This window comes from Acinetobacter sp. CIP A162 (assembly GCF_000367905.1).
GTDB lineage: Bacteria > Pseudomonadota > Gammaproteobacteria > Pseudomonadales > Moraxellaceae > Acinetobacter > Acinetobacter lwoffii.
This window is the reverse complement of the sequence record NZ_KB849159.1, coordinates 1,183,401-1,206,575: the sequence shown is the minus strand read 5'-3', so window position 1 is coordinate 1,206,575 and position 23,175 is coordinate 1,183,401. Positions and strand designations below refer to the sequence as shown.

16 protein-coding genes, 2 tRNA genes and 1 rRNA gene are annotated in these 23,175 nt (G+C 43.2%); 10 read left to right on the top strand and 9 right to left on the bottom strand.

Going from position 1 to position 23,175, the window contains the following annotated elements; translation table 11 throughout:
- Positions 1–40: 40 nt before the first annotated feature.
- A complete protein-coding gene (gene gyrB / locus F995_RS12065; protein WP_004647127.1) occupies positions 41–2,512 on the top strand; it encodes a DNA topoisomerase (ATP-hydrolyzing) subunit B in 2,472 nt (823 codons plus the stop codon).
- A 1,182-nt stretch (positions 2,513–3,694) separates the two neighbouring features.
- Here the strand turns inward: gyrB and F995_RS12060 are convergent.
- Positions 3,695–4,858, bottom strand: coding sequence for a zinc-dependent alcohol dehydrogenase (locus F995_RS12060; protein ID WP_001202407.1), 1,164 nt, complete (start codon positions 4,856–4,858; stop codon positions 3,695–3,697).
- A gap of 341 nt (positions 4,859–5,199) precedes the next feature.
- Complete coding sequence (locus F995_RS12055; protein WP_004281940.1) at positions 5,200–7,131, bottom strand: ATP-binding cassette domain-containing protein; 1,932 nt, start codon at positions 7,129–7,131, stop codon at positions 5,200–5,202.
- A gap of 217 nt (positions 7,132–7,348) precedes the next feature.
- On the opposite strand from F995_RS12055, the gene F995_RS12050 reads away from it, so the two are divergent.
- From F995_RS12050 to erpA, 4 genes are all read left to right on the top strand, one after another.
- Positions 7,349–8,353 (top strand): putative solute-binding protein, encoded by a 1,005-nt coding sequence (locus tag F995_RS12050; protein ID WP_004647124.1) that lies wholly within the window; start codon positions 7,349–7,351, stop codon positions 8,351–8,353.
- 254 nt (positions 8,354–8,607) lie between these two features.
- Positions 8,608–9,618, top strand: a complete 1,011-nt coding sequence (locus tag F995_RS12045) for a putative solute-binding protein (protein WP_004647123.1) — start codon at positions 8,608–8,610, stop codon at positions 9,616–9,618.
- Positions 9,619–9,811: 193 nt separating this feature from the next.
- Complete coding sequence (locus F995_RS12040; protein WP_004647122.1) at positions 9,812–10,819, top strand: putative solute-binding protein; 1,008 nt, start codon at positions 9,812–9,814, stop codon at positions 10,817–10,819.
- 121 nt (positions 10,820–10,940) lie between these two features.
- Positions 10,941–11,276, top strand: coding sequence for an iron-sulfur cluster insertion protein ErpA (gene erpA / locus F995_RS12035; protein ID WP_004281944.1), 336 nt, complete (start codon positions 10,941–10,943; stop codon positions 11,274–11,276).
- Positions 11,277–11,332: 56 nt separating this feature from the next.
- Here the strand turns inward: erpA and F995_RS12030 are convergent, their stop codons facing one another.
- The 6 genes from F995_RS12030 to F995_RS12005 all read right to left on the bottom strand — a co-directional run bounded on the left by F995_RS12030 (position 11,333) and on the right by F995_RS12005 (position 17,882).
- Complete coding sequence (locus F995_RS12030; protein ID WP_016806936.1) at positions 11,333–11,710, bottom strand: hypothetical protein; 378 nt, start codon at positions 11,708–11,710, stop codon at positions 11,333–11,335.
- Between the two features lie 105 nt (positions 11,711–11,815).
- Entirely contained in the window at positions 11,816–12,724 is a 909-nt protein-coding gene (locus tag F995_RS12025) for a matrixin family metalloprotease (RefSeq protein ID WP_004647120.1), read from the bottom strand.
- A 70-nt stretch (positions 12,725–12,794) separates the two neighbouring features.
- Positions 12,795–13,625 (bottom strand): OXA-134 family carbapenem-hydrolyzing class D beta-lactamase OXA-283, encoded by an 831-nt coding sequence (locus F995_RS12020; protein WP_004647119.1) that lies wholly within the window; start codon positions 13,623–13,625, stop codon positions 12,795–12,797.
- Positions 13,626–13,771: 146 nt separating this feature from the next.
- Entirely contained in the window at positions 13,772–15,712 is a 1,941-nt protein-coding gene (gene dnaK / locus F995_RS12015; protein ID WP_004647118.1) for a molecular chaperone DnaK, read from the bottom strand.
- 118 nt (positions 15,713–15,830) lie between these two features.
- Entirely contained in the window at positions 15,831–16,379 is a 549-nt protein-coding gene (gene grpE, locus F995_RS12010) for a nucleotide exchange factor GrpE (RefSeq protein WP_004647116.1), read from the bottom strand.
- A gap of 1,002 nt (positions 16,380–17,381) precedes the next feature.
- Positions 17,382–17,882, bottom strand: coding sequence for a hypothetical protein (locus F995_RS12005; RefSeq protein WP_004647115.1), 501 nt, complete (start codon positions 17,880–17,882; stop codon positions 17,382–17,384).
- 217 nt (positions 17,883–18,099) lie between these two features.
- Here F995_RS12005 and F995_RS12000 point away from each other — a divergent pair, with 217 nt between their 5' ends.
- Positions 18,100–19,170, top strand: a complete 1,071-nt coding sequence (locus tag F995_RS12000; protein WP_004647114.1) for an alpha/beta hydrolase — start codon at positions 18,100–18,102, stop codon at positions 19,168–19,170.
- Positions 19,171–19,241: 71 nt separating this feature from the next.
- On the opposite strand, the gene F995_RS11995 is transcribed toward F995_RS12000, so the two are convergent.
- Positions 19,242–19,916 (bottom strand): acetoacetate decarboxylase family protein, encoded by a 675-nt coding sequence (locus F995_RS11995; protein WP_004647113.1) that lies wholly within the window; start codon positions 19,914–19,916, stop codon positions 19,242–19,244.
- 103 nt (positions 19,917–20,019) lie between these two features.
- Between F995_RS11995 and F995_RS11990 the strand changes: the two genes are divergently transcribed.
- The 4 genes from F995_RS11990 to F995_RS11975 all read left to right on the top strand — a co-directional run bounded on the left by F995_RS11990 (position 20,020) and on the right by F995_RS11975 (position 22,843).
- A complete protein-coding gene (locus F995_RS11990; protein WP_004647112.1) occupies positions 20,020–20,592 on the top strand; it encodes a peptidylprolyl isomerase A in 573 nt (190 codons plus the stop codon).
- Positions 20,593–21,021: 429 nt separating this feature from the next.
- A 16S ribosomal RNA gene (locus tag F995_RS11985) occupies positions 21,022–22,559 on the top strand.
- Between the two features lie 60 nt (positions 22,560–22,619).
- Positions 22,620–22,696, top strand: a tRNA-Ile gene (locus F995_RS11980).
- 71 nt (positions 22,697–22,767) lie between these two features.
- A tRNA-Ala gene (locus tag F995_RS11975) sits at positions 22,768–22,843 on the top strand.
- The last annotated feature ends 332 nt before the right edge of the window (positions 22,844–23,175 follow it).

Below are 23,175 nucleotides of genomic sequence, written 5' to 3'. Positions count from 1 at the left end.
CCCATCTTTGGATAGACCTATTTTTCACTAGGGAGAAACCATGAGTTCAGAAGATCAAGCTGCTTCTCAAACAGAACAAACCATTGAAAAGGCTTATGATTCCTCTAGCATCAAGGTATTACGTGGTTTAGACGCAGTACGTAAGCGTCCGGGCATGTACATTGGTGACACAGACGATGGTACAGGCCTGCACCACATGGTGTTTGAAGTAGTCGATAACTCGATTGATGAAGCCTTGGCAGGCCACTGTGATGAAATTATAGTGACGATCCATGAAGATGAATCGGTTTCAGTATCTGATAATGGTCGTGGTATTCCGACCGACATTCACCCTGAAGAAGGCGTGTCTGCAGCAGAAGTAATTTTAACCATTCTGCATGCCGGTGGTAAGTTCGACGACAACAGTTATAAAGTCTCTGGCGGTCTGCATGGCGTTGGTGTTTCGGTGGTCAATGCGCTGTCTGAAAAACTGCTATTAAATATTAGCCGTGCGGGCAAAACTTATGAACAGGAATACCGTCATGGTGATCCTGTTTATAAATTACGTGAAACAGGTACAACTGATAAATCGGGTACAACAGTACGTTTCTACCCAAGTGCTGAAACCTTTAGTCAAACCATTTTCAATGTTGATATTTTAGCGCGTCGTTTACGTGAATTGTCATTCTTAAACGCGGGTGTACGTATTGTCCTGCGTGATGAACGCGTCAATCTTGAGAATGTCTATGACTACGAAGGTGGTTTATCTGAGTTCGTTAAATATATTAACGAAGGCAAAACGCACCTGAATGATATCTTCCACTTCACTGCTGCACAGGCCGACAACGGTATTACGGTAGAAGTCGCATTACAATGGAATGATTCTTATCAGGAAAATGTACGTTGCTTTACCAATAACATCCCGCAAAAGGATGGGGGTACGCATCTGGCCGGTTTCCGTGCTGCGTTGACCCGTGGTTTAAACAACTACATGGACAGCGAAAATATCCTGAAAAAGGAAAAAGTTGCGGTATCGGGTGATGATGCGCGTGAAGGCCTGACTGCAATCGTTTCAGTCAAAGTGCCTGATCCGAAATTCTCTTCACAGACTAAAGAAAAACTGGTATCGAGTGAAGTAAAAACCGCTGTTGAACAGGCCATGAACAAGGCATTTTCTGAATATTTATTGGAAAATCCACAAGCAGCCAAGGCCATTGCCGGCAAGATCATTGATGCAGCACGTGCCCGTGATGCAGCGCGTAAAGCACGCGAAATGACACGTCGTAAGAGTGCGCTGGATATTGCCGGTCTTCCAGGTAAGCTGGCCGATTGTCAGGAAAAAGATCCAGCTTTGTCTGAACTGTACCTGGTCGAGGGTGATTCTGCAGGTGGTTCGGCCAAACAGGGTCGTAACCGTAAAATGCAGGCGATTTTACCGCTGAAAGGTAAGATCTTGAACGTGGAACGTGCCCGTTTTGACCGTATGATTTCATCTGCTGAAGTCGGTACACTGATTACCGCACTGGGCTGTGGTATTGGTCGTGAAGAATATAATCCGGACAAACTACGTTATCACAAAATCATCATCATGACCGATGCTGACGTGGATGGTTCACACATCCGTACGCTGCTGTTGACCTTCTTCTTCCGTCAAATGCCGGAACTTGTGGAACGTGGTCATATTTATATCGCACAGCCACCACTATACAAGCTGAAAAAAGGCAAGCAAGAACAGTACATCAAGGACAATGATGCACTGGAAACTTACCTGATTTCGAACGCGATTGATGAGCTGGAACTGCATGTCAGTGCAGAAGCACCAGCGATTCGTGGTGAAGCACTGGCGAATGTGATTGCCGATTATCAGACTTCACAGAAGAGCTTGGCGCGTTTAACCCAGCGTTATCCTGCGAGTCTGCTTGATGCGCTGCTGTCACTGGAAGGTTTTAAGCTGGATCAGCTGGAAGACAAAACCTATGTGGAAACATGGGGTGAGAATCTGCGTGCAGCGATTGAAGCCATTCAGCCAACATTACGTCCAGAATTAACCCTGGAGCGTTTTGAAAAAGAACTGGCAGATGGTCAAAAAACTGCAAGCTGGTTGCCACGTATCACGATCTATGTACATAACTTGCCACATAGCTACCTGTTAGACTCAGTACTGTTAGGTTCAAGTGAATATGCACGTTTATTAAAGAATTCAAAGAGCTGGTTTAGTCTGCTTGAAGAGGGTGCATATTTGCAAAAAGGCGATCGCAAGATTCAGGTCAGCAATTTCCATCAGGTTTGGCAACATATCTTGCAGGACTCACGTCGTGGCATGATGATCCAGCGCTATAAAGGTCTGGGCGAGATGAATGCGGAACAGTTATGGGAAACCACCATGGATCCAGACAACCGTAACATGCTGCAAGTGACAGTTACTGATGCGATTGAAGCGGATCGTATGTTCTCTTGCTTGATGGGCGATGACGTAGAACCACGTCGTGCTTTCATTGAAGAAAATGCCTTGAATGCAGATATTGATGCATAACCCTTCAGGATAAAATCAGATATAAAAAAGCGCCTTTCGAGGCGCTTTTTTTAGACCAATTTTTTTACTCATATCCTGTGAGCTAGGCAAAATAAAGTAATTTTGGACCGATTTTTAGATATGGAACGGGTTCATTTAGGTTTTAAAAAGCCAAGTTGAGTAAGCCAAATCGACTCTAAGAAAGGGTTTATGTATAGAGATTACCAACTCGGGAGAATACCTGAAATCTGGAGTGAATCTATCGTTATAAAAATGATCTGCATCAGAACTTCTAAAATAATTTTTGAATAGGAAAGTGAGGCAGAAAGACGTTCTTTATACGATGAGAAGTTTGCATGCAGTTCACGACACTAGGTGAAAACTGGATCAGTCAAAGTGGTATTTAAAGATGCGTGTAATGAAAACAGATCGAATACTTTAGGTGGATTCGACTAAAAAATAATAAATCGCCTATTCAGAAGATCCAATATCTTAAAAATAAATAAAAAGCTGCTAAAACTAAATTTTAAATTTTCAATAGCTTATAAGAAACTTGGTCTAATACGCTAAATAATACGTGAATAATATTGCTTCAAGCATCTAGAAAGCCTGATCAGAGATGTGAATAACTCTAAAGTTATCCATAATTTTTATGTGAATAAGATAGTATTTTTCCGCAAGCTTTAATCCACGTATTAATTCTTTATTTTAAATTCAAATTTGAAATCGATTATCTTGTGGATAAGTGTTTTTAAATTTAAAATAGCATTTTAAATTTAAAGCTAGATTTGGCGATATATTGCTAGTATGACCAGACTATTCCTTGGATTGGCTTTAAAATAAAAAATTATTATAAATTAAATACTTGTAAATATAGTGTAGTTTCTCTAATCATTACCGTGGAACATATTGTTAACTAAAAACTCAAGATGTAGCTAAACTACATAATTGATTTAATAATCAAGTGAACTTTCATTTTTATTTAAAATCATACTTTTATCGATTTTTGCTTAACTTTTTTATTTCTCATTTTTGAGTTATTTCTTGATTTCATTATTGAAAATCGGGCATTTCTTTTATTACTCGATAGAAAAGAGGGAGGGAATCGCTGAAATGATATTGATTAGGAACAAGAAAAAGAGGATTGATAAAATGACGATGAAAAATAAAAAAGCGCCTGACGGCGCTTTTTTTTAATCATATTTATGGTGTTAGAATGACTTTACGACAGTCTTCTTCCTTTTTATCAAAAATACGGTAACCTTCCGCAGCATCTTCCAGTTTCATGCGATGGGTAATAATCAGATCTGGAGACAGATCTCCATTTTCAATATGTTCTAGCAACTGCGGCAAGTAATTATGCACATGGGTTTGTCCCATTTTAAAGGTCAAACCTTTGTCAAAGGCATCACCAAACAGGAAGCCATGAATTGGACCGGCATAAACTCCAGGTACACTCACCACACCGCCGCGACGGACCGCTGCAATACATTGTCTTAGCGCTGAACCACTCGAACCTTCTAATTTCAGGTTGGTCATTACGGTTTCCAGCATGCTACCTTTGGCTTCAAAACCGACCGCATCAATGACGGCATCGACTCCACGATAACCCGTGGTATTTTGAATGATAAATTCAGCGGCATCGACTTCATCAAAATTGACGGGAATTACCCCATAGGTTTGATGCGCGAAACGCAAACGGTAAGGGTGGTGATCGACCATAAATATCTGCTCGGCACCGAGCATCCGCGCGCAGGCAGCAGCCAGCAGACCGACCGGGCCAGCACCATAAATCGCCACACTGGAACCTCGACCGACTTGGGCATTATTCACTGCTTGCCACGCAGTTGGCAGAATATCGGTCAGGAATAATACTTTTTCATCAGGCAGGGAACCCGGCACCTTAAATGGTCCGACATTGCCTTTGGGGATCCGTACATATTCAGCCTGACCACCCGGTATACCCCCATACAGATGGCTAAAGCCAAATAAAGCTGCCCCTGGTGGGATCTGTTTTTTGTTGAGAATTGCACCACGACCGGTATTGGTATTTTCACAGGCAGCCATGAGTTCATGTTCACAGAAAAAACAGTGACCGCATGCAATCACAAAGGGAATAATCACCCGGTCACCTTTTTTGACTTCGGTTACTTCTGGGCCGACTTCTTCTACAATTCCCATAAATTCATGGCCGAAAATATCACCGTCTTCAGTGGCCGGGATTTTTCCCCGGTATAAATGCAGATCTGAGCCACAGATGGCGGTGGCTGTCACCCGTAAAATAACGTCATCTGGTTCCTGAATCACTGGATCTGGAACGGATTCAACTCGTACATCCCGAGCACCATGATAGGTAAGAGCACGCATGCGGATTTCCTCTCTCTAGTTCAACATTAAACAGACTCGTAGCAAGGCTGCCAAAAATTAAAAAACACTTGTATTAGAGCCTTAGGATGAAACAGCGCGCTGTAAATTAATGTATGAAATAAGGCATCCAACTGTTTAAAAAATAAACTTATATAGGGTTTGTGTAATTCATGACCTTATGTGTCGAATGAATAGAAAAGAACAGAATTAAAGAAACATCTAGACGTAGATGAAAAAATACAGGGGGGAAAATGGAAGAGAAAACATTAAAAATAGTGAATAAAAAAGAGATGAACAACGTTGGTCATTCATCTCTTATCTTAAATCTTACTAAAAGAGCTTTAGAACGTCTGTTCCAGACTTTCCAGTTCCATCATCAGTTCTAGCATTTGCTCTTCGGCTGTTTCCAGTTTGGCTTTTAGCTCGGTTTGCTCATTCATCAGTTTCAGCAAATCATTTTTACGTGATGCTTCGTATAAAGCACTGTCACCCAGCAGGTTTTCAATTTCAATCAGTCGCGGCTGTAGTTTGGCCATCTGTGCTTCGCATTTTTCAATATTCTTGCGAATCGGACGACTTAGTTCCCGCTGGCGAGCAGCTTCCTTACGTTGTGCTTCCTTGTCCAGTTTGGAAATAGTCGGTTTGACTTCGACTTGGGATTTCACCGGTTCTGCTGGCTTTTGCCCATTTTTAATCATCTCAATACGGGCTTGGCGTAACCAGTCAGCATAGGCAGTAAGATCACCATCAAACTCACGGCATTGACCATTATGTACCAGTAGCAGTTCATCACAGACGCTGGCGATGAGCTGACGTTCATGCGAAACTAGAACTACCGCGCCCTGAAAATCTTGTAAAGCCATAGTCAGTGCATGACGCATATCCAGGTCTAAATGGTTGGTCGGCTCATCCAGAATCAGTACATTCGGACGCTGCCAAACAATCAGTGCTAGGGCCAAACGTGCACGTTCACCGCCTGAGAAGCTTTCGCTTGGCGTATCCATACGTTCGCCACTAAAACCGAAACTACCCAAGAAGGAGCGTAGACTGGCTTCACTGATTTTTTTATCTGCGATACGTGCCAGCTGTAACATTGGGCTGGCATTACCATCCAGTGCATCCATTTGATGCTGGGCAAAATAACCAATATTCAGTAATTCTGAATCTTTCCGCAGACCCTGAATCAGTTTCAGGTCACCGACCAGCGATTTAATCAGCGTGGATTTACCGGCACCATTCATCCCAAGCAAACCGATCCGGCTGTTTGGCGTGATCTGTAAATTTACATTGGTGACAATCAGCTTGTCGCCATAACCAATATCGGCATGTTCCAGTTGCAATAACGGCGAACTCATTTTGGTCGGTTCACGGAAACTGAAGGTAAATGGCGTATCGACATGGGCTGCAGATAGTTCCTGCATTCGTTCCAGCTGTTTGATCCGGCTCTGTGCCTGTTTGGCTTTGGTCGCTTGCGCTTTAAAACGGTCAATATATTTTTGCAGATGCGCGCGGGTTTCCAGCTGCTTTTCATACGCCTGTTGCTGCTGCGCTAAACGCTCACTACGGGTGCGCTCAAAAGTCGAATAGTTACCGGTATATAAAATCAGTTCCTGATTTTCGATATGTAAAATGTGATCGGTAATCGCATCGAGGAAGTCCCGGTCATGCGAAATCAGTACCAGCGTACCTTCATAGGCTTTCAGCCAGTCTTCGAGCCAGAGAATTGCGTCCAAGTCCAGATGGTTGGTTGGTTCATCGAGGAGCAGTAAGTCTGATCGGCTCATCAGGGTACGTGCCAGATTCAAACGCATACGCCAGCCACCGGAAAAACTTGAAACATCCAGCTGTGATTGATGTTCAAAGAAGCCCAGACCAGCCATCAGTTGTGAAGCTTTGGCAGGAGCAGAATAACCTGAAATTTCATCAAAACGGCCATATAAATGAGCCAGTTCTGCATCATCCAGTTGATCCGGTTGATCGAGTTTCTGCTGAATATCCCAGTATTCTTCATCGCCCGACAAGACGAAATCAATGGCTTTCATATTCAGTGCTTTGATTTCCTGAGCCATATGCGCTACGGTCCATACCGCAGGTCGGGTCAGCGAACCGGTGTCCGATTCCATGCCGCCGAGCAAGGCTGAAAACAGGGTTGATTTTCCAGCACCATTGACACCGGTTAGGCCAATTTTCCATCCTGGGTGTAACTGCATCGACGCTTTTTGAAATAAAACACGTCCACCGCGACGTATAGATAACTGGTCTAACTGAATCATTGAGAAATCAAAGCTAAGAAATAAGATGCGCCTATTCTAAAGGAAAGCCCTGTGAAAATGAAAAATCTTACCGTTTTTGCTGAAATAAGTGTGCTTTTCACCTCTGTCAATTGATCTAGGGTGGACGCATAAGTTGAGTAAAAGCTCTATTTTATGCATGAACAGTGGTTTATAGTTCAGGCTGATGGAGCAAAAAATATCATAGAGTCAAATAAAAATGAAAAAGGGATGTTTAATTTTATCGGCACTGGGCATTTTGGTGTCGACTTCAACTCAAGCCAGAGTGAATGTCTGTGTTTTTGATTTACTGGGGAAATCTGGTGAGTCTTACAAACTGCTGGAGGAATGGGCGCTGGCAGCAAAAGGCTGGGGTGCCGAAATTCAGCTAAGCGCTTATCAGGATGAAGCCAAGGTCGATCAGGACGTCAAAGCCGGAAAATGTGATGCCTTCTATATGACCTCAATGCGTGCCCGGGCTTATAACAAATTTGCTGGATCGATTGATGCAATTGGCGGCGTGCCGAATAATGACATTGCCATGAAAGCCATCAGCTATGTACTGGATAAACGCAATAGCAAACGCCTGATCACCCAGATTGGCAAAGAAAAATTCGAAGTGGCGGGTATTGGTCAGATTGGCCCAGCCTATATTTTTGTTCGTGATCGTACTCTAAATAAACTGGAACAGGTCAAAGGCAAGAAATTTGCCGTGCTGCATTATGACTATGCGCAAAAAATCATGGTCGACCGGATTGAAGCAGTACCGGTCATGTCGGAAATTTCCAATTTTATTCGCAAGTTTAATCAGGGCGAAGTGGATATTGTCGCTGCACCGGCTTATGCATTTAAACCGCTGGAATTACAGAAAGGACTAGGCCGTCAAGGCGCAATGATTAATTTTCCGGTGATTAATGTCACTGCTGATCTGATTATTCGTCAGGAAGAGTTTCCGGCAAGCTTTGCCGCACAATCCCGAAACTGGTTTGTGAAACAGTTACCGCGCAGCTTTGCCATGGTCAAGCGCATGGAAGCTGAGATTCCAAGCAAATATATTCTGAATCTAAGCCGTGAAGATCGTGTGGCCTACCAAAAGATTCTGCGTGATGGGCGGATCGATTTAACCAAACAGGGGATTTATGATCAGGGCATGATGAACGTATTGAAACGCGCGCGTTGTACGGTAGAAAGAACCAATTTTGAATGTTCGATTGGTGGCGAATAAATCTGAAATCATGTATATCTTTGTAACTATATCTGGGTAAATGTAATTATAAGAAAGCAGTTTTAAACATTAAGATATTGATATTTAAATATATATTTAAAAATAACTTAGGCAACTATTGCTGATTTATCTTTATAGGCCAAAATGCCGGTTTTAAATGGAGTAAATGCTCTATTTTTTTTAATTAAACTTGCTTAATATTTGTCCCGTGTACGGACACTCAGCGAATAACAAGATTTCAAAGGATAACTACAATGAAAAAAACACTCTTATCATTGGCTGCATTCTCTGCATTTGGTTTTGCAAGTGCGGCGCATGCAGAAAAAGTCGATATCTGTGTGTTTGACTTACTGGGTAAATCCGGTGAGTCTTTCCAGATGGCGCAAGAATGGGCACTGGCTGCAAAAGGCTGGGGCGCAGAAATCAATCTGATTGCCCGTCAGGATGAAGCGGTTGCCGACAATGATTTTAAGGCAGGTAAATGTGATGGTGTATTTATGACCGCCATGCGTGCCCGTCAATACAATAAATTTGCCGGTTCTATTGACGCACTGGGCGGCGCACCAAGTAATGCCATTGCCCAGCGTGCAATCAGTTTTGCTCTGGACAAACGTAATGCCGCGAAAATGGTAACCAATCTGGGCGGCAAAAAATATGAAATTGCCGGTATTTCGCCTTTAGGTTCGGCATTTATTTTCGTCCGTGACAAGAATATCAATTCGATTGAAAAAGCCGCAGGCAAGAAATTCGCAGTACTCGGCTATGACGATGCCCAGAAAATCATGGTACAGCGCGTCGGTGCACAGGCCGTGATTTCCGATGTGTCCAACTTTGTGGCCAAATTTAACAATGGTCAGGTGGATATGGTTGGTGCGCCTGCCTATGCCTACAAGCCATTAGAAATCTATAAAGGTCTGGGTAATAACGGCGCGATGTTTAATTTCCCGGTGCTGCATGTGACGTCTGATTTTGTGATTCGTCCAGAAAAATTCCCCGCAGGTTTTGGACAGAAATCGCGTGACTGGTTTATCAAAAACCTGCCAAAGAGCATGGCCATGATCAAACGTCTGGAAGCCGGTATTCCGTCGAAATATAAAATGAACCTGAACGTTGAAGATAAAACCAAGTATCAGAAAATGTTACGTGATGGCCGGATGGACATGACCAAACGTGGAATCTATGATGCCAGCATGATGTCGGTCTTAAAACGTGCCCGTTGTTCTGTCGATAAGGCCAACTTTGAATGTTCAATGGCTGGCGAATAATCTGATTTTTAAAGAAAAAAGCTTAGATTGATCTAGGCTTTTTTTATGGCTGAACCAGGTCAGATCTGCCATTGTGCAGCGAATAAAATAGCTTAAGCTTGATTAACTATTAAATTCGCATGTTTTATATAAAAAACAATCACATGTGACTAAAAGTGCAATAACAAAAACAAGCGATAAGGAAATGAGGATGATGCATAGAGGATGGAAAGCACTGGCATTGGCTACGGCGACACTGGCTGTTTCAGGTCTGGCGCAAGCTAAACAGGTGATTTGCGTATTTGATCTGGTTGGTAAAAACGGTGATGTCTATAGTGTGATGAAAGACTATCAGTTGGCAGCCAAAAACTGGGGTGCAGATGTCGAACTGCGGGTCAATACCAATGAAGCGGTGGTTGCAGAAGATTTTAAAGCCGGGAAATGTGATGGGATCAGTGTTACCGGTATGCGTGGCCGTCAATTTAATAATTTTACTGGTTCACTCGATGCCATTGGTGCAATTCCAGATCTGAATCTGGCGGTTAAAGTGATGCAGGGACTGGCCAGTCCAACTTTTGCCAAACATATGCTGCAAGGCAAATATGAGGTAGTCGGTGTCATTCCTGTAGGTGATGCTTTTCTGTTAGTGAACGACCGCAGTATTAATACTGTTGCCAAAGCAGCCGGTAAAAAAATTGCGGTACTAAGCCATGACGAAGCACAAAAAATCATGGTACAGCAGGTTGGTGCACAAGCAGTGAGTGCCGAAATCAGCAATTTTGCCAGTATGTTTAACAATGGTCAGGTGGATATTATCGGTGCACCAGCTGCAGCATTTAAGCCTTTAGAATTACATAAAGGGTTGGGTAGTAAAGGTGCGATTGTGAATTATCCGGTATTACAGGTTACCGGTAATATTATTATCCGTCCCGATAAATTCCCGGCCGGATACGGACAAAAATCACGTGAATGGGTTAAGAGCCAGTTACCACGTGCCTTTGGTATTTTGGGTAAAATGAAAGCGGATATTCCTTCGAAATACTGGATGGATATTCCTGCGGCAGATAAACCGGGTTATCAGAAAATGATGCGGGATTCCCGAATTGACCTGACCAAACGCGGCGTTTATGACAAACGCATGATGAAATTGCTGTGGCAATTCCGCTGCAAACAGAATCCGACAAATTTTGAATGTGCCTTACAGGATGAGAACTACAAATAATCCTGATAAAATTACTCTGATTTGACTTTTAATCTGTGCAGACTGACCATATATTGAGTGTGCTATACTTAAATATGGTCTTTTCTTTTTAAAGACATTCCATTCAACAGAGGAATCCGCCATGAATGCCCAAGCGCTTGTGCTCACCGACAATGCCGCAAATAAAGTACGCCAGTTGCGTGACAGTGAAGGTAACCAAGACTTAATGCTCCGTGTCTATGTGACCGGTGGCGGCTGTTCAGGTTTCTCTTATGGCTTTAACTTTGCGGAAAGCCAGAATGAAGATGATGCAGAATTTGCCAATGGTGATGTTAAAGTCTTAGTCGATTCATTGAGTTATCAATATCTGGTCGGTTCAGTTGTAGATTATTTAGAAGGTCTGGAAGGTTCACGTTTCGTGGTACAAAACCCGAATGCGACCACGACCTGTGGTTGTGGATCTTCATTCTCGATCTAAATCCATGCACAAAAAAAGTCCTCTCAATGAGGACTTTTTTATATCTGGAGGAAAGTTTAGCTATCCAGTTTTACCGCTTCAAGCAGATCAAAGATTACAGTAGTAACATCCTGACTCAACTCGCGGTTATTGAAAATTTCATAGGCGCTAATGGTAATGTCGGTATCGCTTGGCAACAGACGCTGTTCTTCTTCGATCAGGTCATTGATCGGCAATAAAGTCTGTTTGATTTCCAGATGCAGAATATCTTTATATTCCAGATTTTCATCGTCGAGTTCAATCAGTTGTTCATTGAAATAAGGCAGCAAAATCGAATGAAGATAGGGTTGGATGTCCTCGATATCAAAGATTTCGATATCACGGGTTTCATCAATCGTACTAATGTGGTCATTTACTTCAATTAAAATATGGTAGTAACTCACACGAATCTCCAAAGATGGCCTGAACAATGTAGCCAATCACAATAACATGAAATCAGAATAGAGTGTTTTTTATAATACTTATACACTTAAATTAATTAGGGAATTCAAGCTGATCACTTAACGGTTATAAAGCAAGGTCTTGTCTGCAGGTCGCAGCTGGAAGTGTTGCAGATTCTGTTTACCCAGCACCGGATACATCAGTGCTTCCGGGTCATTATGGTGATACAGCCCCAAGGCATGTCCGAGTTCATGTGCCAGAGTCAGACGGAGATCATCTTCTGCATCAAACTGATAGACATGAATTTGATCACCCATAAACACGCCTTTATGAAATTCGCGGGCAGGGAAACGCTGTTGGGCTTGAATGATATTCTGCTGATGGTTTTGCAGACCATGTTGATGCATGGAAACATTCATATTAAAGGAACTTTGCTGTTCCTGAAGGTACTGAAGTTCCCGTTGAAAACTTTCCGATTTGCGCTGTAAAGCCAAAACCTCATATTCAATCTGCTCATGTTCATAAGCAGATAAATTTGGCTGACGGCGTCGTTGCTGTAAGGCTTGAAATTCACTATTGATCTGGTTTTTTTGCTGAATGAGGCGTTGCTGCTGACTTTCCAGATGCTGATGGGATGCTTCCAGATTTTTGACCTGACGTTGATACTTGGCGTCATCTGCCAGCAACTGTTTTTCGACTTTCTTCAAGGCATCATAGTCTTGCTGGCGTTGATCATAGATCAGGTGAATACTCAGCCTGGCATTTTCATCATAGACCATCAAATCATCACGATTGCTTCCCTGATGCCAGATTTCGATCGCTTCCTTGCTCAGTTGAATGACTTGATCTTTACTTAGTCCAAAGCCTGAATCGACCTGATCAATTCGGAAACGTAAGCGTGTATCGAAAGGATGCGTCAAGCGATCAGCCAGCGAGTTATAGCGCAGTTGAGGATGGGTTTGGGCCTGCATATGTAGATAGGCAGACATGATCAATCCCACTACGAGCAGACAGAGCAGAAGACGCATATTTTTTATTTAAATGTCTATTTTTTAAAAATATAGCTTAATTTTAATGCCTTTCCCATGCTTATTTGCATCATCCTTCAGCTTTTGGATAAAGCCCTAATTCGGCCAAAGCCTGCTGCAAAATTTCAAGGCGGATCGCCGGATCCATACCATTTCGCATCTGCATATTCAGTGAAAATGCCACGATCTCGGCTTGCGGTGTTTCAACCCAGCCGGTGAGCCAGCCGACTTGCGGTTCCACATCCATGCCCCAACCGGATTTGACATATAGTCGATAAGCTTTCCGCTCCTGTAAAAATAACATGGCTTTGACTTGTTGCTGGACTTGAGGATCAAAGGCCAGTTGCTCTCGGGCCAACGCAGAAACAAATTGGACTTCCTGTTTTGGAGTAACTTTCAAAGGGCCTACCAACCAGAAGTTATCGACCTGTTGACCAATCTGCTGATTACCAAATTGGATGCGTTGTACTTCCTGTTGCATCAATTCAAGGCCAATGCGACGTGCCAGTTCCTGATACACGGGTACAGCAGAAGCTTGCATGGCTTCGCCGAGAGTCATGTCTTTTTCCCAGGCTGCAAAACTGCGTTTCTTGCCATCCCATTTAAAAATTTCATTGGTTGTGGCTTTGCCATGTTGCAGGCCAATCAGGGCATTGAGCATTTTAAAAGTAGAGGCGGGAACATATTCGGTATCTGCACGGCTTAAATCATTACCATAAACCTGTATCTGTTGACCACGCTGAATCACTAGAACACCCGCGCTTTGCGCCTGATCAAATAATTGGGCAATGGCTTGGGTGGATTGAGTCGAAGTGCTTTGAGATAGGAGAGATGAAACGGGCAGGCTACACGCTGTCAGGCCCAAGCAACTCAGTAAAGGCAGCAAAATTAGAATTTTCATGGGTTCAGGGTATTTTAATGTTGGATTTAACTTAAACAGCTTTTCCTGAAAATACGATCAAATTTTAGTAATTTTTATTTTATTCTTTTAAGTCGAGACATAAAAAAACCGCGCTTTCGCGCGGTTTTTTCAGTTAAAGCGACAAATTATTTTTTGTCATCTTTCACTTCAGTGAACTCAGCATCTACAACGCCGTCGTCCGCTTTTTGAGATTGACCTTCGCCGCCTTGGAATGCATTCGGGTCAAAACCTTGCGCACCACCTTGGCCTTGAGCAGCTTCATATGCACGTTGTGTAATTGGCATGATGATATTTTGCAGCGCTTCAGTTTTCGCTTTGATTTCTTCAACGTCATTTTCTTTAGTTGCAGCTTCAAGCTCAGAAACCGCCGTTTCAACAGCAGTTTTTTCGTCAGCTGTTACTTGTTCACCAAGATCTTTCACTGCTTTTTGTGAAGAAGCAACTAAAGCATCCGCTTCGTTGCGTGCTTTTGCAAGCTCTTCAAATTTACGGTCTTCTTCAGCATTCGCTTCAGCATCTTTGATCATTGCTTCGATTTCAGCATCAGACAAACCTGAGTTTGCTTTAATCTGGATCGATTGCTCTTTACCAGTGCTCTTGTCTTTCGCAGATACTTTCAAGATACCATCAGCATTGATGTCGAAAGATACTTCAATTTGTGGCACACCACGTGGCGCAGGTGGGATGTCGCCTAACTGGAAGTTACCCAACAATTTGTTTTGCTGCGCCATTTTACGTTCACCTTGGTAAACTGAAATGTCTACAGCAGGCTGGTTGTCCGCAGCGGTTGAGAACACTTGAGATTTCTTCGCAGGAATCGTGGTGTTTTTCTCGATGATTGCAGTCAACACGCCGCCCATGGTTTCAATACCAAGTGTCAACGGAGTTACGTCAAGTAGAAGTACGTCAGTTTTGTCACCTGAAAGTACCGCACCTTGAATCGCAGCACCCATTGCGACTGCTTCATCAGGGTTTACGTCTTTACGTGGCTCTTTACCGAAGAACTCTTGAACCTTTTGTTGAACCATTGGCATACGAGACTGACCACCTACCAGGATCACGTCAGAGATGTCAGAAGTCGAAAGACCTGCATCTTTAAGCGCAATACGGCAAGGTTCAATGGTACGCGCAACCAGGTCAGCAACCAGACCTTCAAGTTTTGCACGTGTTACGTTGATCACTAAGTGTTTAGGACCAGTCGCATCAGCAGTGATGTATGGAAGGTTGATTTCAGTTGCATTTGAAGAAGAAAGCTCGATTTTCGCTTTCTCCGCAGCTTCTTTTAAACGCTGTAACGCCAGTGGATCTTGTTTCAGGTTAAAGTTTTGTTCTTTCTTGAACTCTTCAACCAGGAACTCGATTAACGCGTTATCGAAGTCTTCACCACCTAGGAACGTATCACCGTTAGTCGACAATACTTCGATTTGCTGGTCACCATCAAGGTCAGCAATTTCAATGATTGAAACGTCGAAAGTACCACCACCCAAGTCGTAAACCGCGATTTTACGGTCGCCTTCTTTCTTGTCCATACCGAACGCAAGTGCCGCAGCAGTTGGCTCGTTGATGATACGTTTAACTTCTAAACCTGCAATTTTACCTGCATCTTTAGTTGCTTGACGTTGTGCATCGTTGAAGTAAGCAGGAACAGTAATAACAGCTTCAGTTACGGTTTCGCCCAGGTAATCTTCAGCAGTTTTCTTCATCTTTTTCAAGATTTCAGCAGAAACCTGTTGTGGCGCCAATTTTTTGTCGTTGACATCAACCCAAGCATCACCGTTGTCTGCTTTGATGATTTTGTAAGGAACTAAACCGATATCTTTTTGTACCGCTTGGTCTTCATAACGACGACCGATCAAACGTTTGATCGCGAACAATGTGTTTTTCGGATTTGTTACTGCTTGACGCTTTGCAGATTGACCTACCAGAATTTCGCCATCTTTATAGGCAATAATAGATGGAGTGGTACGTGCGCCTTCAGCGTTTTCGATTACTTTAACTTTGTCGCCTTCAAGTACTGCAACACATGAGTTTGTAGTACCTAAGTCAATACCAATGATTTTAGCCATTTGGATGTTTCCTCTAAAATTTTTTTGTGATTTACACTTGTTATCCGATATGAGAGCCGTTCGATTTTTTTCAAGTAAATTTTTTGAAAAATTTCACAAACTCCCGAAATTATTTGGCTTAAGCGCCGACCATCACCATAGCAGGACGCAATAAGCGACTGTTGAGCGTGTAGCCCTTTTGCAAAACAGTCCCAATTTCATTGGCTTTGGCATTTGGATCAATCCCGACTGCCTGGTGCAGGTCAGCATTGAAACCGTTGTTGGTGTCTACTGCCACAACCCCGAATTTCTCCAAGGTATGCAATAACGATTTAAGGGTCAGTTCAACGCCTTCACGCAATGGTGTTTGCTCTTCACCTGCAGCCACAATGGCACGCTCCAGATTGTCGACTGTTTCTAGAAGCTCTTTAGAGAACTTTTCCAGAACCGTATCTTTATGCTTTTCAGATTCACGCTGAATACGTTCAACACTTTTTTGTGCTTCATAGACTGCATTGGCGGTACGGGCTTTTTCTAACTTTAAATCACCTTCAAGCTGCGCAATCTGCTCTTGTAAAGACTCAACGGAAACTTCAGCCTGCTCGGTTTCAGCTTGAGTTTGCGCTGTATCTTGTTCCGCTTGCTCTTGCTCAAGTTGTTGAGCTTGCTCGTTTTGCTCAGTCGCCATTGATTTACTCCGTTTAAATGGGTTCTTAAACATGTACAGTCCTTAGGCCTCAGTGTTCACTGCGTTTATGCTGAACTGCCATGGTTGTGAAGTTCTTGATTACCTAAAGAAATCGGGGCAGGGTGTAAAAATTCAAGCGTCGACCCAGATTAAATTTAAGATTTATACAAAATACTGAATCCAGCGGATAGCAGAACAAGCTATTCAGAACACAACAGCAGGATAGGATGAGAATAAAATACACGGACATCAGCAGCGATGAATCCGAATTTTGAACTGAATAGATTCAATTCGCGACTAAATCTAAGAATTAAGTATTTGAATATAAACATAAAAAATGAATAATCGTATTTTTGAATCAAATTAATAATTTTAATCCGTTTTAAGTATTGGTAAAAAAATTGCATCATACTTCTATTAACAGCGACCTTGTTCAGAGGAGAGAGCCGAACCGGGTTGCTGTTGCCCTATTTTAGAATTGCTTTTTTCAAGCTGAGTATCCCCAAAACTCAGCTTTTTTTTGCCTGTTTATTTATTAGACATAAAAACGATTAATATCTAAGCAATAAAGTCTTTCACAATAGATGAACTTTTGATTAATATTTATTCCAGATTCTATCGCTGTAGTTTCTTCTTATTTTGAAATGTGTTTTCGTGGCTTATCCTGTTCTCTAGATAAGCCTTTTTTTGTCCAGAATTTACCTTTTTTGAATTTGTTGGAATCAGTCGTCTCTATTTTAGCGGTTTGTAAGATAAAACTTACAGCTTGGATAGTGAATGTCCGCTTCATGAGAGCAAGTTGATTCGATAGGATAATTTGTGTAGAGAACAGGATGTTCTGGTTGAATTGCTGAGAAGCATAAGCGAAGTGGAAGTTCGTTTAACATAACCCTCTGCAAAGGCCCTAAAGAAATTTTCTTTAGGGTCTTTGTCTATCTGGCAGCTACCTTTTTCATTAAAAAAGCCCAGTCTGGGCTTTTAATAGAGAGGGTGATTCAAGTCTTAGTCACGACGATCCCGTGAACGTTGTTCCTGATGGCGTCGGTTGTCATTCCAGCGTTGATTAGAACGATTTTGCTGGACTTTTTTACTGCGCTGATCTGTTGCACGTTTACGCTCCAGATCCTGACGACGCTTGCGTTCTGCTTCTGCCTGTTTTTGCCGTTGCGTCATGATATTTTTACGTTGCTGTTCATGGCGCTGCCGTTCCAGTTGGCTTTTACGTCGATCAAGCTCTAACTTTCTTTTACGATCCTGCTCCCAATTGCGACGTTGTAATTCCTGTTTACGTCGATCGAGTTCAATACGTTTGTGTTGCTGTTCATATTCCCAGCGTTGCCGCTCATAGCGACGATCTTGTTCATAATGCCGGTCCAGTTCATAGCGACGGTCATAACGCTGATCATAGCGGCCGTCATAATAGCCACCATCTTCAGGAAATGCGACGCAGCCTACAGCTAAAAATGCAGTCGCCAAAGACAGAGCTATAATTTTTCTAGCCATAGGCATCCTCCCGATTTGTAATAAAAAATATACTTAAGCTCGCAAAAGTACGTCAAAAATAACCTTTAAACGGTCAATGATATCTTTTATAAATGAGGGTAACGTATCGAGTAGAAGCTATATGTACATTGATATTAAGACTTATATAAGAATATGGTCACTGAAACACTAATCGTGTAGAAACTATGAAGAATTAAGAGAATAAGGACTAAAAATAATGACTGTGAATCCTCCGGTTCTGAAAAGTGTGATGGAAAAGGGACAAGGGACGGCAGCGCGTATGCTGGACCGCTTACCTGGCATTGCACAGGAAGCATTGGTCAAGGCTCTGGATTATCCTCATGTTTATCCTGATTTAGATCCATTGGTTAAATGCCTGATGGCCATCCAGATAAAACAGGGGCATAGCAGTTTTATTAGTGAGGATCTGGCTCATTCGCGCACATTGTTTGATGCACGTATGAAAGCCATCCGGGCTAGACCGACCGCGGTCAAATTTGTTGAAGAGCTCCGCCTTCCTCTACAGAGTGGCAGCATCTTTGCCCGGCATTATCATCCAGCTCCACAAAAGAAGTTGCCGATGGTGATTTTTTATCATGGCGGTGCATTTATGGTGGGCGGTCTGGACAGCCATGATGAATTCTGTCGCTTGCTGGCAGTACATGCCAAAGTACAGGTGCTAAGCGTAGCTTATCCGCTGACGCCAGAATTTAGCCCCTTGCAGATGGTACAAGTCTGTGAAGATGCCTTGGCGTGGGCACATCAGCATAGCAAGCAGCTAAAAGTCTATAAAAACCGGATTGCCGTGGCAGGGGACAGTGCGGGTGGAAATCTGGCTACTGTCGTGGCACAGCGCAGTGCAGGCAAATCTTATGCTGCACGAGCGCAGCTTTTGCTTTATCCGGCGGTCGACTTTAAAAGCCGCCATCCTTCTTTCTATGCCTATAAAGATGGACTGGTACTTTCAGAGCAGGATATTGATCTGGTGACCTTAATGTATGCCCAAACCCATCAGATTGAACTGGATGATCCGCTGATTTCACCGACCTATGGTGAATTGCAAAACTTGCCGCCAAGTTATGTGATTACAGCACGTCATGATGTCCTGCATGATGAGGGTTCAATCTATGCACACAAGTTGCGTCAGAATGGTGTAGCTGTTCATTATGATGAATATACCGATCAGGCCCATGGTTTTATCAACCTGACCCCGATCTCCCGCCGTGCCAAAAAATATGTGATTGAGATCAGCAAGAACTTCCGCAAATTCTGGGACAAAAATAGTTAAATCGAAAGCATAAATGCAAAAAGGTGTTTCTCATGAAACACCTTTTTTTATAGATAGGTTTTTATCAGTTCTTATACTTTGCTGCTGATCTGCGCTTCAGGAAAGATCAGATTGAATTTGGGGACATAAAAGCTTTGCAGCAATTTGGCTTTGGAAAAGTCTGGAAATATATTCTCGGCATCTTGCCATTCTACTTGCGAGAGTTTGGAGAGGTGACCGCGAAACTGTGGACTAAACTGAAAACGCTGGCCTTTCCAGGCTTGCTGGATTTTCAACATAGACGCTGGAATATGATGACTATTAATATAGAACTGGCGTGCAGATTTGGTTTTCTTCAGCCGAATCGTCATATGCTGGTTCTGGTGTTGAATCTGACACAGTACTTCCTGATCCTTTTCCTGCCATTCAAATTGCGCATGTTCTTTGGGAATGCCCCATAAATGCTGACCGTGTACCACAGACTCATGGGTAGACACATAAATTTTAGGAATCGAGCTGAGGCGCCGTTTACTAATTAAAGGATGATCCAGAATCAGTAACTCTTCATAAGGGCCAATCGGCGAAGTGTGATAACGCACCAATAAGACTTGGACCATACGACCCAGCGGAGAAGGCGCAATACGGAACTGTTTCGCTTGCTCAATAAAGCTTGGGGTCAGCCAATAATTCAGAATAAAACCCTCACCCTGCAAATGCCAAGGTGGAAACTGGTGGATATTTTGCTCCTGTAATAATGCATGCTTCATTCTTATTCTCTTGTCTTTAGTCGGCAGGTCACTGCATTATGAGTTATAAAAGATTAATATATAGTCATTCACAACCATTACTTCTAAGTAGATGAGTTAATAAATGTTAAAGAAATCATTATGTGTCATCGCACTTGCTGCGGTCAGTCTACCAAGCTTCGCTGCAAATACGATTATTGAGATGAAGACTTCATCTGGAAATATTGAAATTGAACTCTTCAATGACAAAGCTCCAATCTCGGCAAAGAACTTCGAAAGCTATGTAAAGAGCAACTTCTATAAGGACACGATTTTTCACCGCGTCATTCCAGGCTTTATGGTGCAGGGTGGTGGCTTTGATGTGAACATGCAAGAAAAAGCCAATACTCAAGCACCCATTAAAAATGAATCATCGAATGGTCTGCAAAATAAACGCGGTACTTTAGCCATGGCGCGTACCAATCAGCCGGATTCTGCCCGAGCACAATTCTTTGTGAACCTGGTCGATAATGATTTCCTGGATCGTTCTGCTAGAAATGCCGGCTATGCGGTATTTGGTAAGGTCACTAAAGGTATGGATATCGTCGATCAGATTGCTAAAGTACCGACCCGAAACTATGGAATGCATCAAAATGTGCCGGTGAACCCTGTAAAAATCACCAGTGTGACGATTAAAGCACCAGTCGTGAAAAACTAGGCATAGAATAAAGCAGAAATATTTAATTTATATTTCTGTTTTAAAAATATGTACTTATGTAATGAATTGTATGGAATTGAACCAATTTGGTGCATAAAAATAAAACACTCGTGATTCCTGTGCGTTAAAAGCGCTTGCACGTGTAAGAAATTGCCCTATAATGAGCACATACCGACGAGATAGACGGAAACGAACGAAGCAGAATGGCGGAGTTGTTGAGTTTATCGAAGTCCAGCTTCTGGCACTGACGAGGTGTTGGAAAGATCATTAAGAGATTATGAAGAACAACTTGTGTGGATTTTTACTGGTTGATCGATCGAAATTATTTTCATTGATTGATGGTAGAAATTACTCGAAGTTTATTTGAGAAATATTTGTCAGAAAATTGATGAGCCAAGATTGGCACCCTTTAAGGTGCTACATAGTATTAAACTGAAGAGTTTGATCATGGCTCAGATTGAACGCTGGCGGCAGGCTTAACACATGCAAGTCGAGCGGGGAAAGGTAGCTTGCTACCTAACCTAGCGGCGGACGGGTGAGTAATGCTTAGGAATCTGCCTATTAGTGGGGGACAACATCTCGAAAGGGATGCTAATACCGCATACGTCCTACGGGAGAAAGCAGGGGACCTTCGGGCCTTGCGCTAATAGATGAGCCTAAGTCGGATTAGCTAGTTGGTGGGGTAAAGGCCTACCAAGGCGACGATCTGTAGCGGGTCTGAGAGGATGATCCGCCACACTGGGACTGAGACACGGCCCAGACTCCTACGGGAGGCAGCAGTGGGGAATATTGGACAATGGGGGGAACCCTGATCCAGCCATGCCGCGTGTGTGAAGAAGGCCTTTTGGTTGTAAAGCACTTTAAGCGAGGAGGAGGCTACCGAGATTAATACTCTTGGATAGTGGACGTTACTCGCAGAATAAGCACCGGCTAACTCTGTGCCAGCAGCCGCGGTAATACAGAGGGTGCAAGCGTTAATCGGATTTACTGGGCGTAAAGCGCGCGTAGGTGGCCAATTAAGTCAAATGTGAAATCCCCGAGCTTAACTTGGGAATTGCATTCGATACTGGTTGGCTAGAGTATGGGAGAGGATGGTAGAATTCCAGGTGTAGCGGTGAAATGCGTAGAGATCTGGAGGAATACCGATGGCGAAGGCAGCCATCTGGCCTAATACTGACACTGAGGTGCGAAAGCATGGGGAGCAAACAGGATTAGATACCCTGGTAGTCCATGCCGTAAACGATGTCTACTAGCCGTTGGGGCCTTTGAGGCTTTAGTGGCGCAGCTAACGCGATAAGTAGACCGCCTGGGGAGTACGGTCGCAAGACTAAAACTCAAATGAATTGACGGGGGCCCGCACAAGCGGTGGAGCATGTGGTTTAATTCGATGCAACGCGAAGAACCTTACCTGGTCTTGACATAGTAAGAACTTTCCAGAGATGGATTGGTGCCTTCGGGAACTTACATACAGGTGCTGCATGGCTGTCGTCAGCTCGTGTCGTGAGATGTTGGGTTAAGTCCCGCAACGAGCGCAACCCTTTTCCTTATTTGCCAGCGGGTTAAGCCGGGAACTTTAAGGATACTGCCAGTGACAAACTGGAGGAAGGCGGGGACGACGTCAAGTCATCATGGCCCTTACGACCAGGGCTACACACGTGCTACAATGGTCGGTACAAAGGGTTGCTACCTCGCGAGAGGATGCTAATCTCAAAAAGCCGATCGTAGTCCGGATTGGAGTCTGCAACTCGACTCCATGAAGTCGGAATCGCTAGTAATCGCGGATCAGAATGCCGCGGTGAATACGTTCCCGGGCCTTGTACACACCGCCCGTCACACCATGGGAGTTTGTTGCACCAGAAGTAGGTAGTCTAACCTTAGGGGGGACGCTTACCACGGTGTGGCAGATGACTGGGGTGAAGTCGTAACAAGGTAGCCGTAGGGGAACCTGCGGCTGGATCACCTCCTTAACGAAAGATTGACGATTGGTAAGAATCCACAACAAGTTGTTCTTCATACGATGTATCTGAGGGTCTGTAGCTCAGTTGGTTAGAGCACACGCTTGATAAGCGTGGGGTCACAAGTTCAAGTCTTGTCAGACCCACCAAATCTGACTAACGAAGCATGAAAGTGCTGAAGCAAACAGAACAGAACGATACATTGACTTATTGATAAGCTGGGGACTTAGCTTAGTTGGTAGAGCGCCTGCTTTGCACGCAGGAGGTCAGGAGTTCGACTCTCCTAGTCTCCACCAAATTTCAAGATCATAAAACTTAAAGCACTGCTTTAAGGCTTTTACTTGAAATTTAAGCAAGAAGCTACGCTTCGCGCAGTATGTAAGCATACAGTGATGAAGTTGTTTAGTTCCTAAGCGATCAAGTGTTTAGATCCTAGAGATTAACAAGTACAGGCGTTATGATACGCGCACTTGATAACCTCTGTGATTTATCACAGTTTCCTGACCTGACGAAGGCTGGAAAAATCATTAACAGAATATATTTGAGTTGAAATAATTTGTTCAAACTCGTTTCAAGTAGGCAACTACAAGAAATGAGTTCTAGCGAAATTAACTGAATCAAGCGTTTT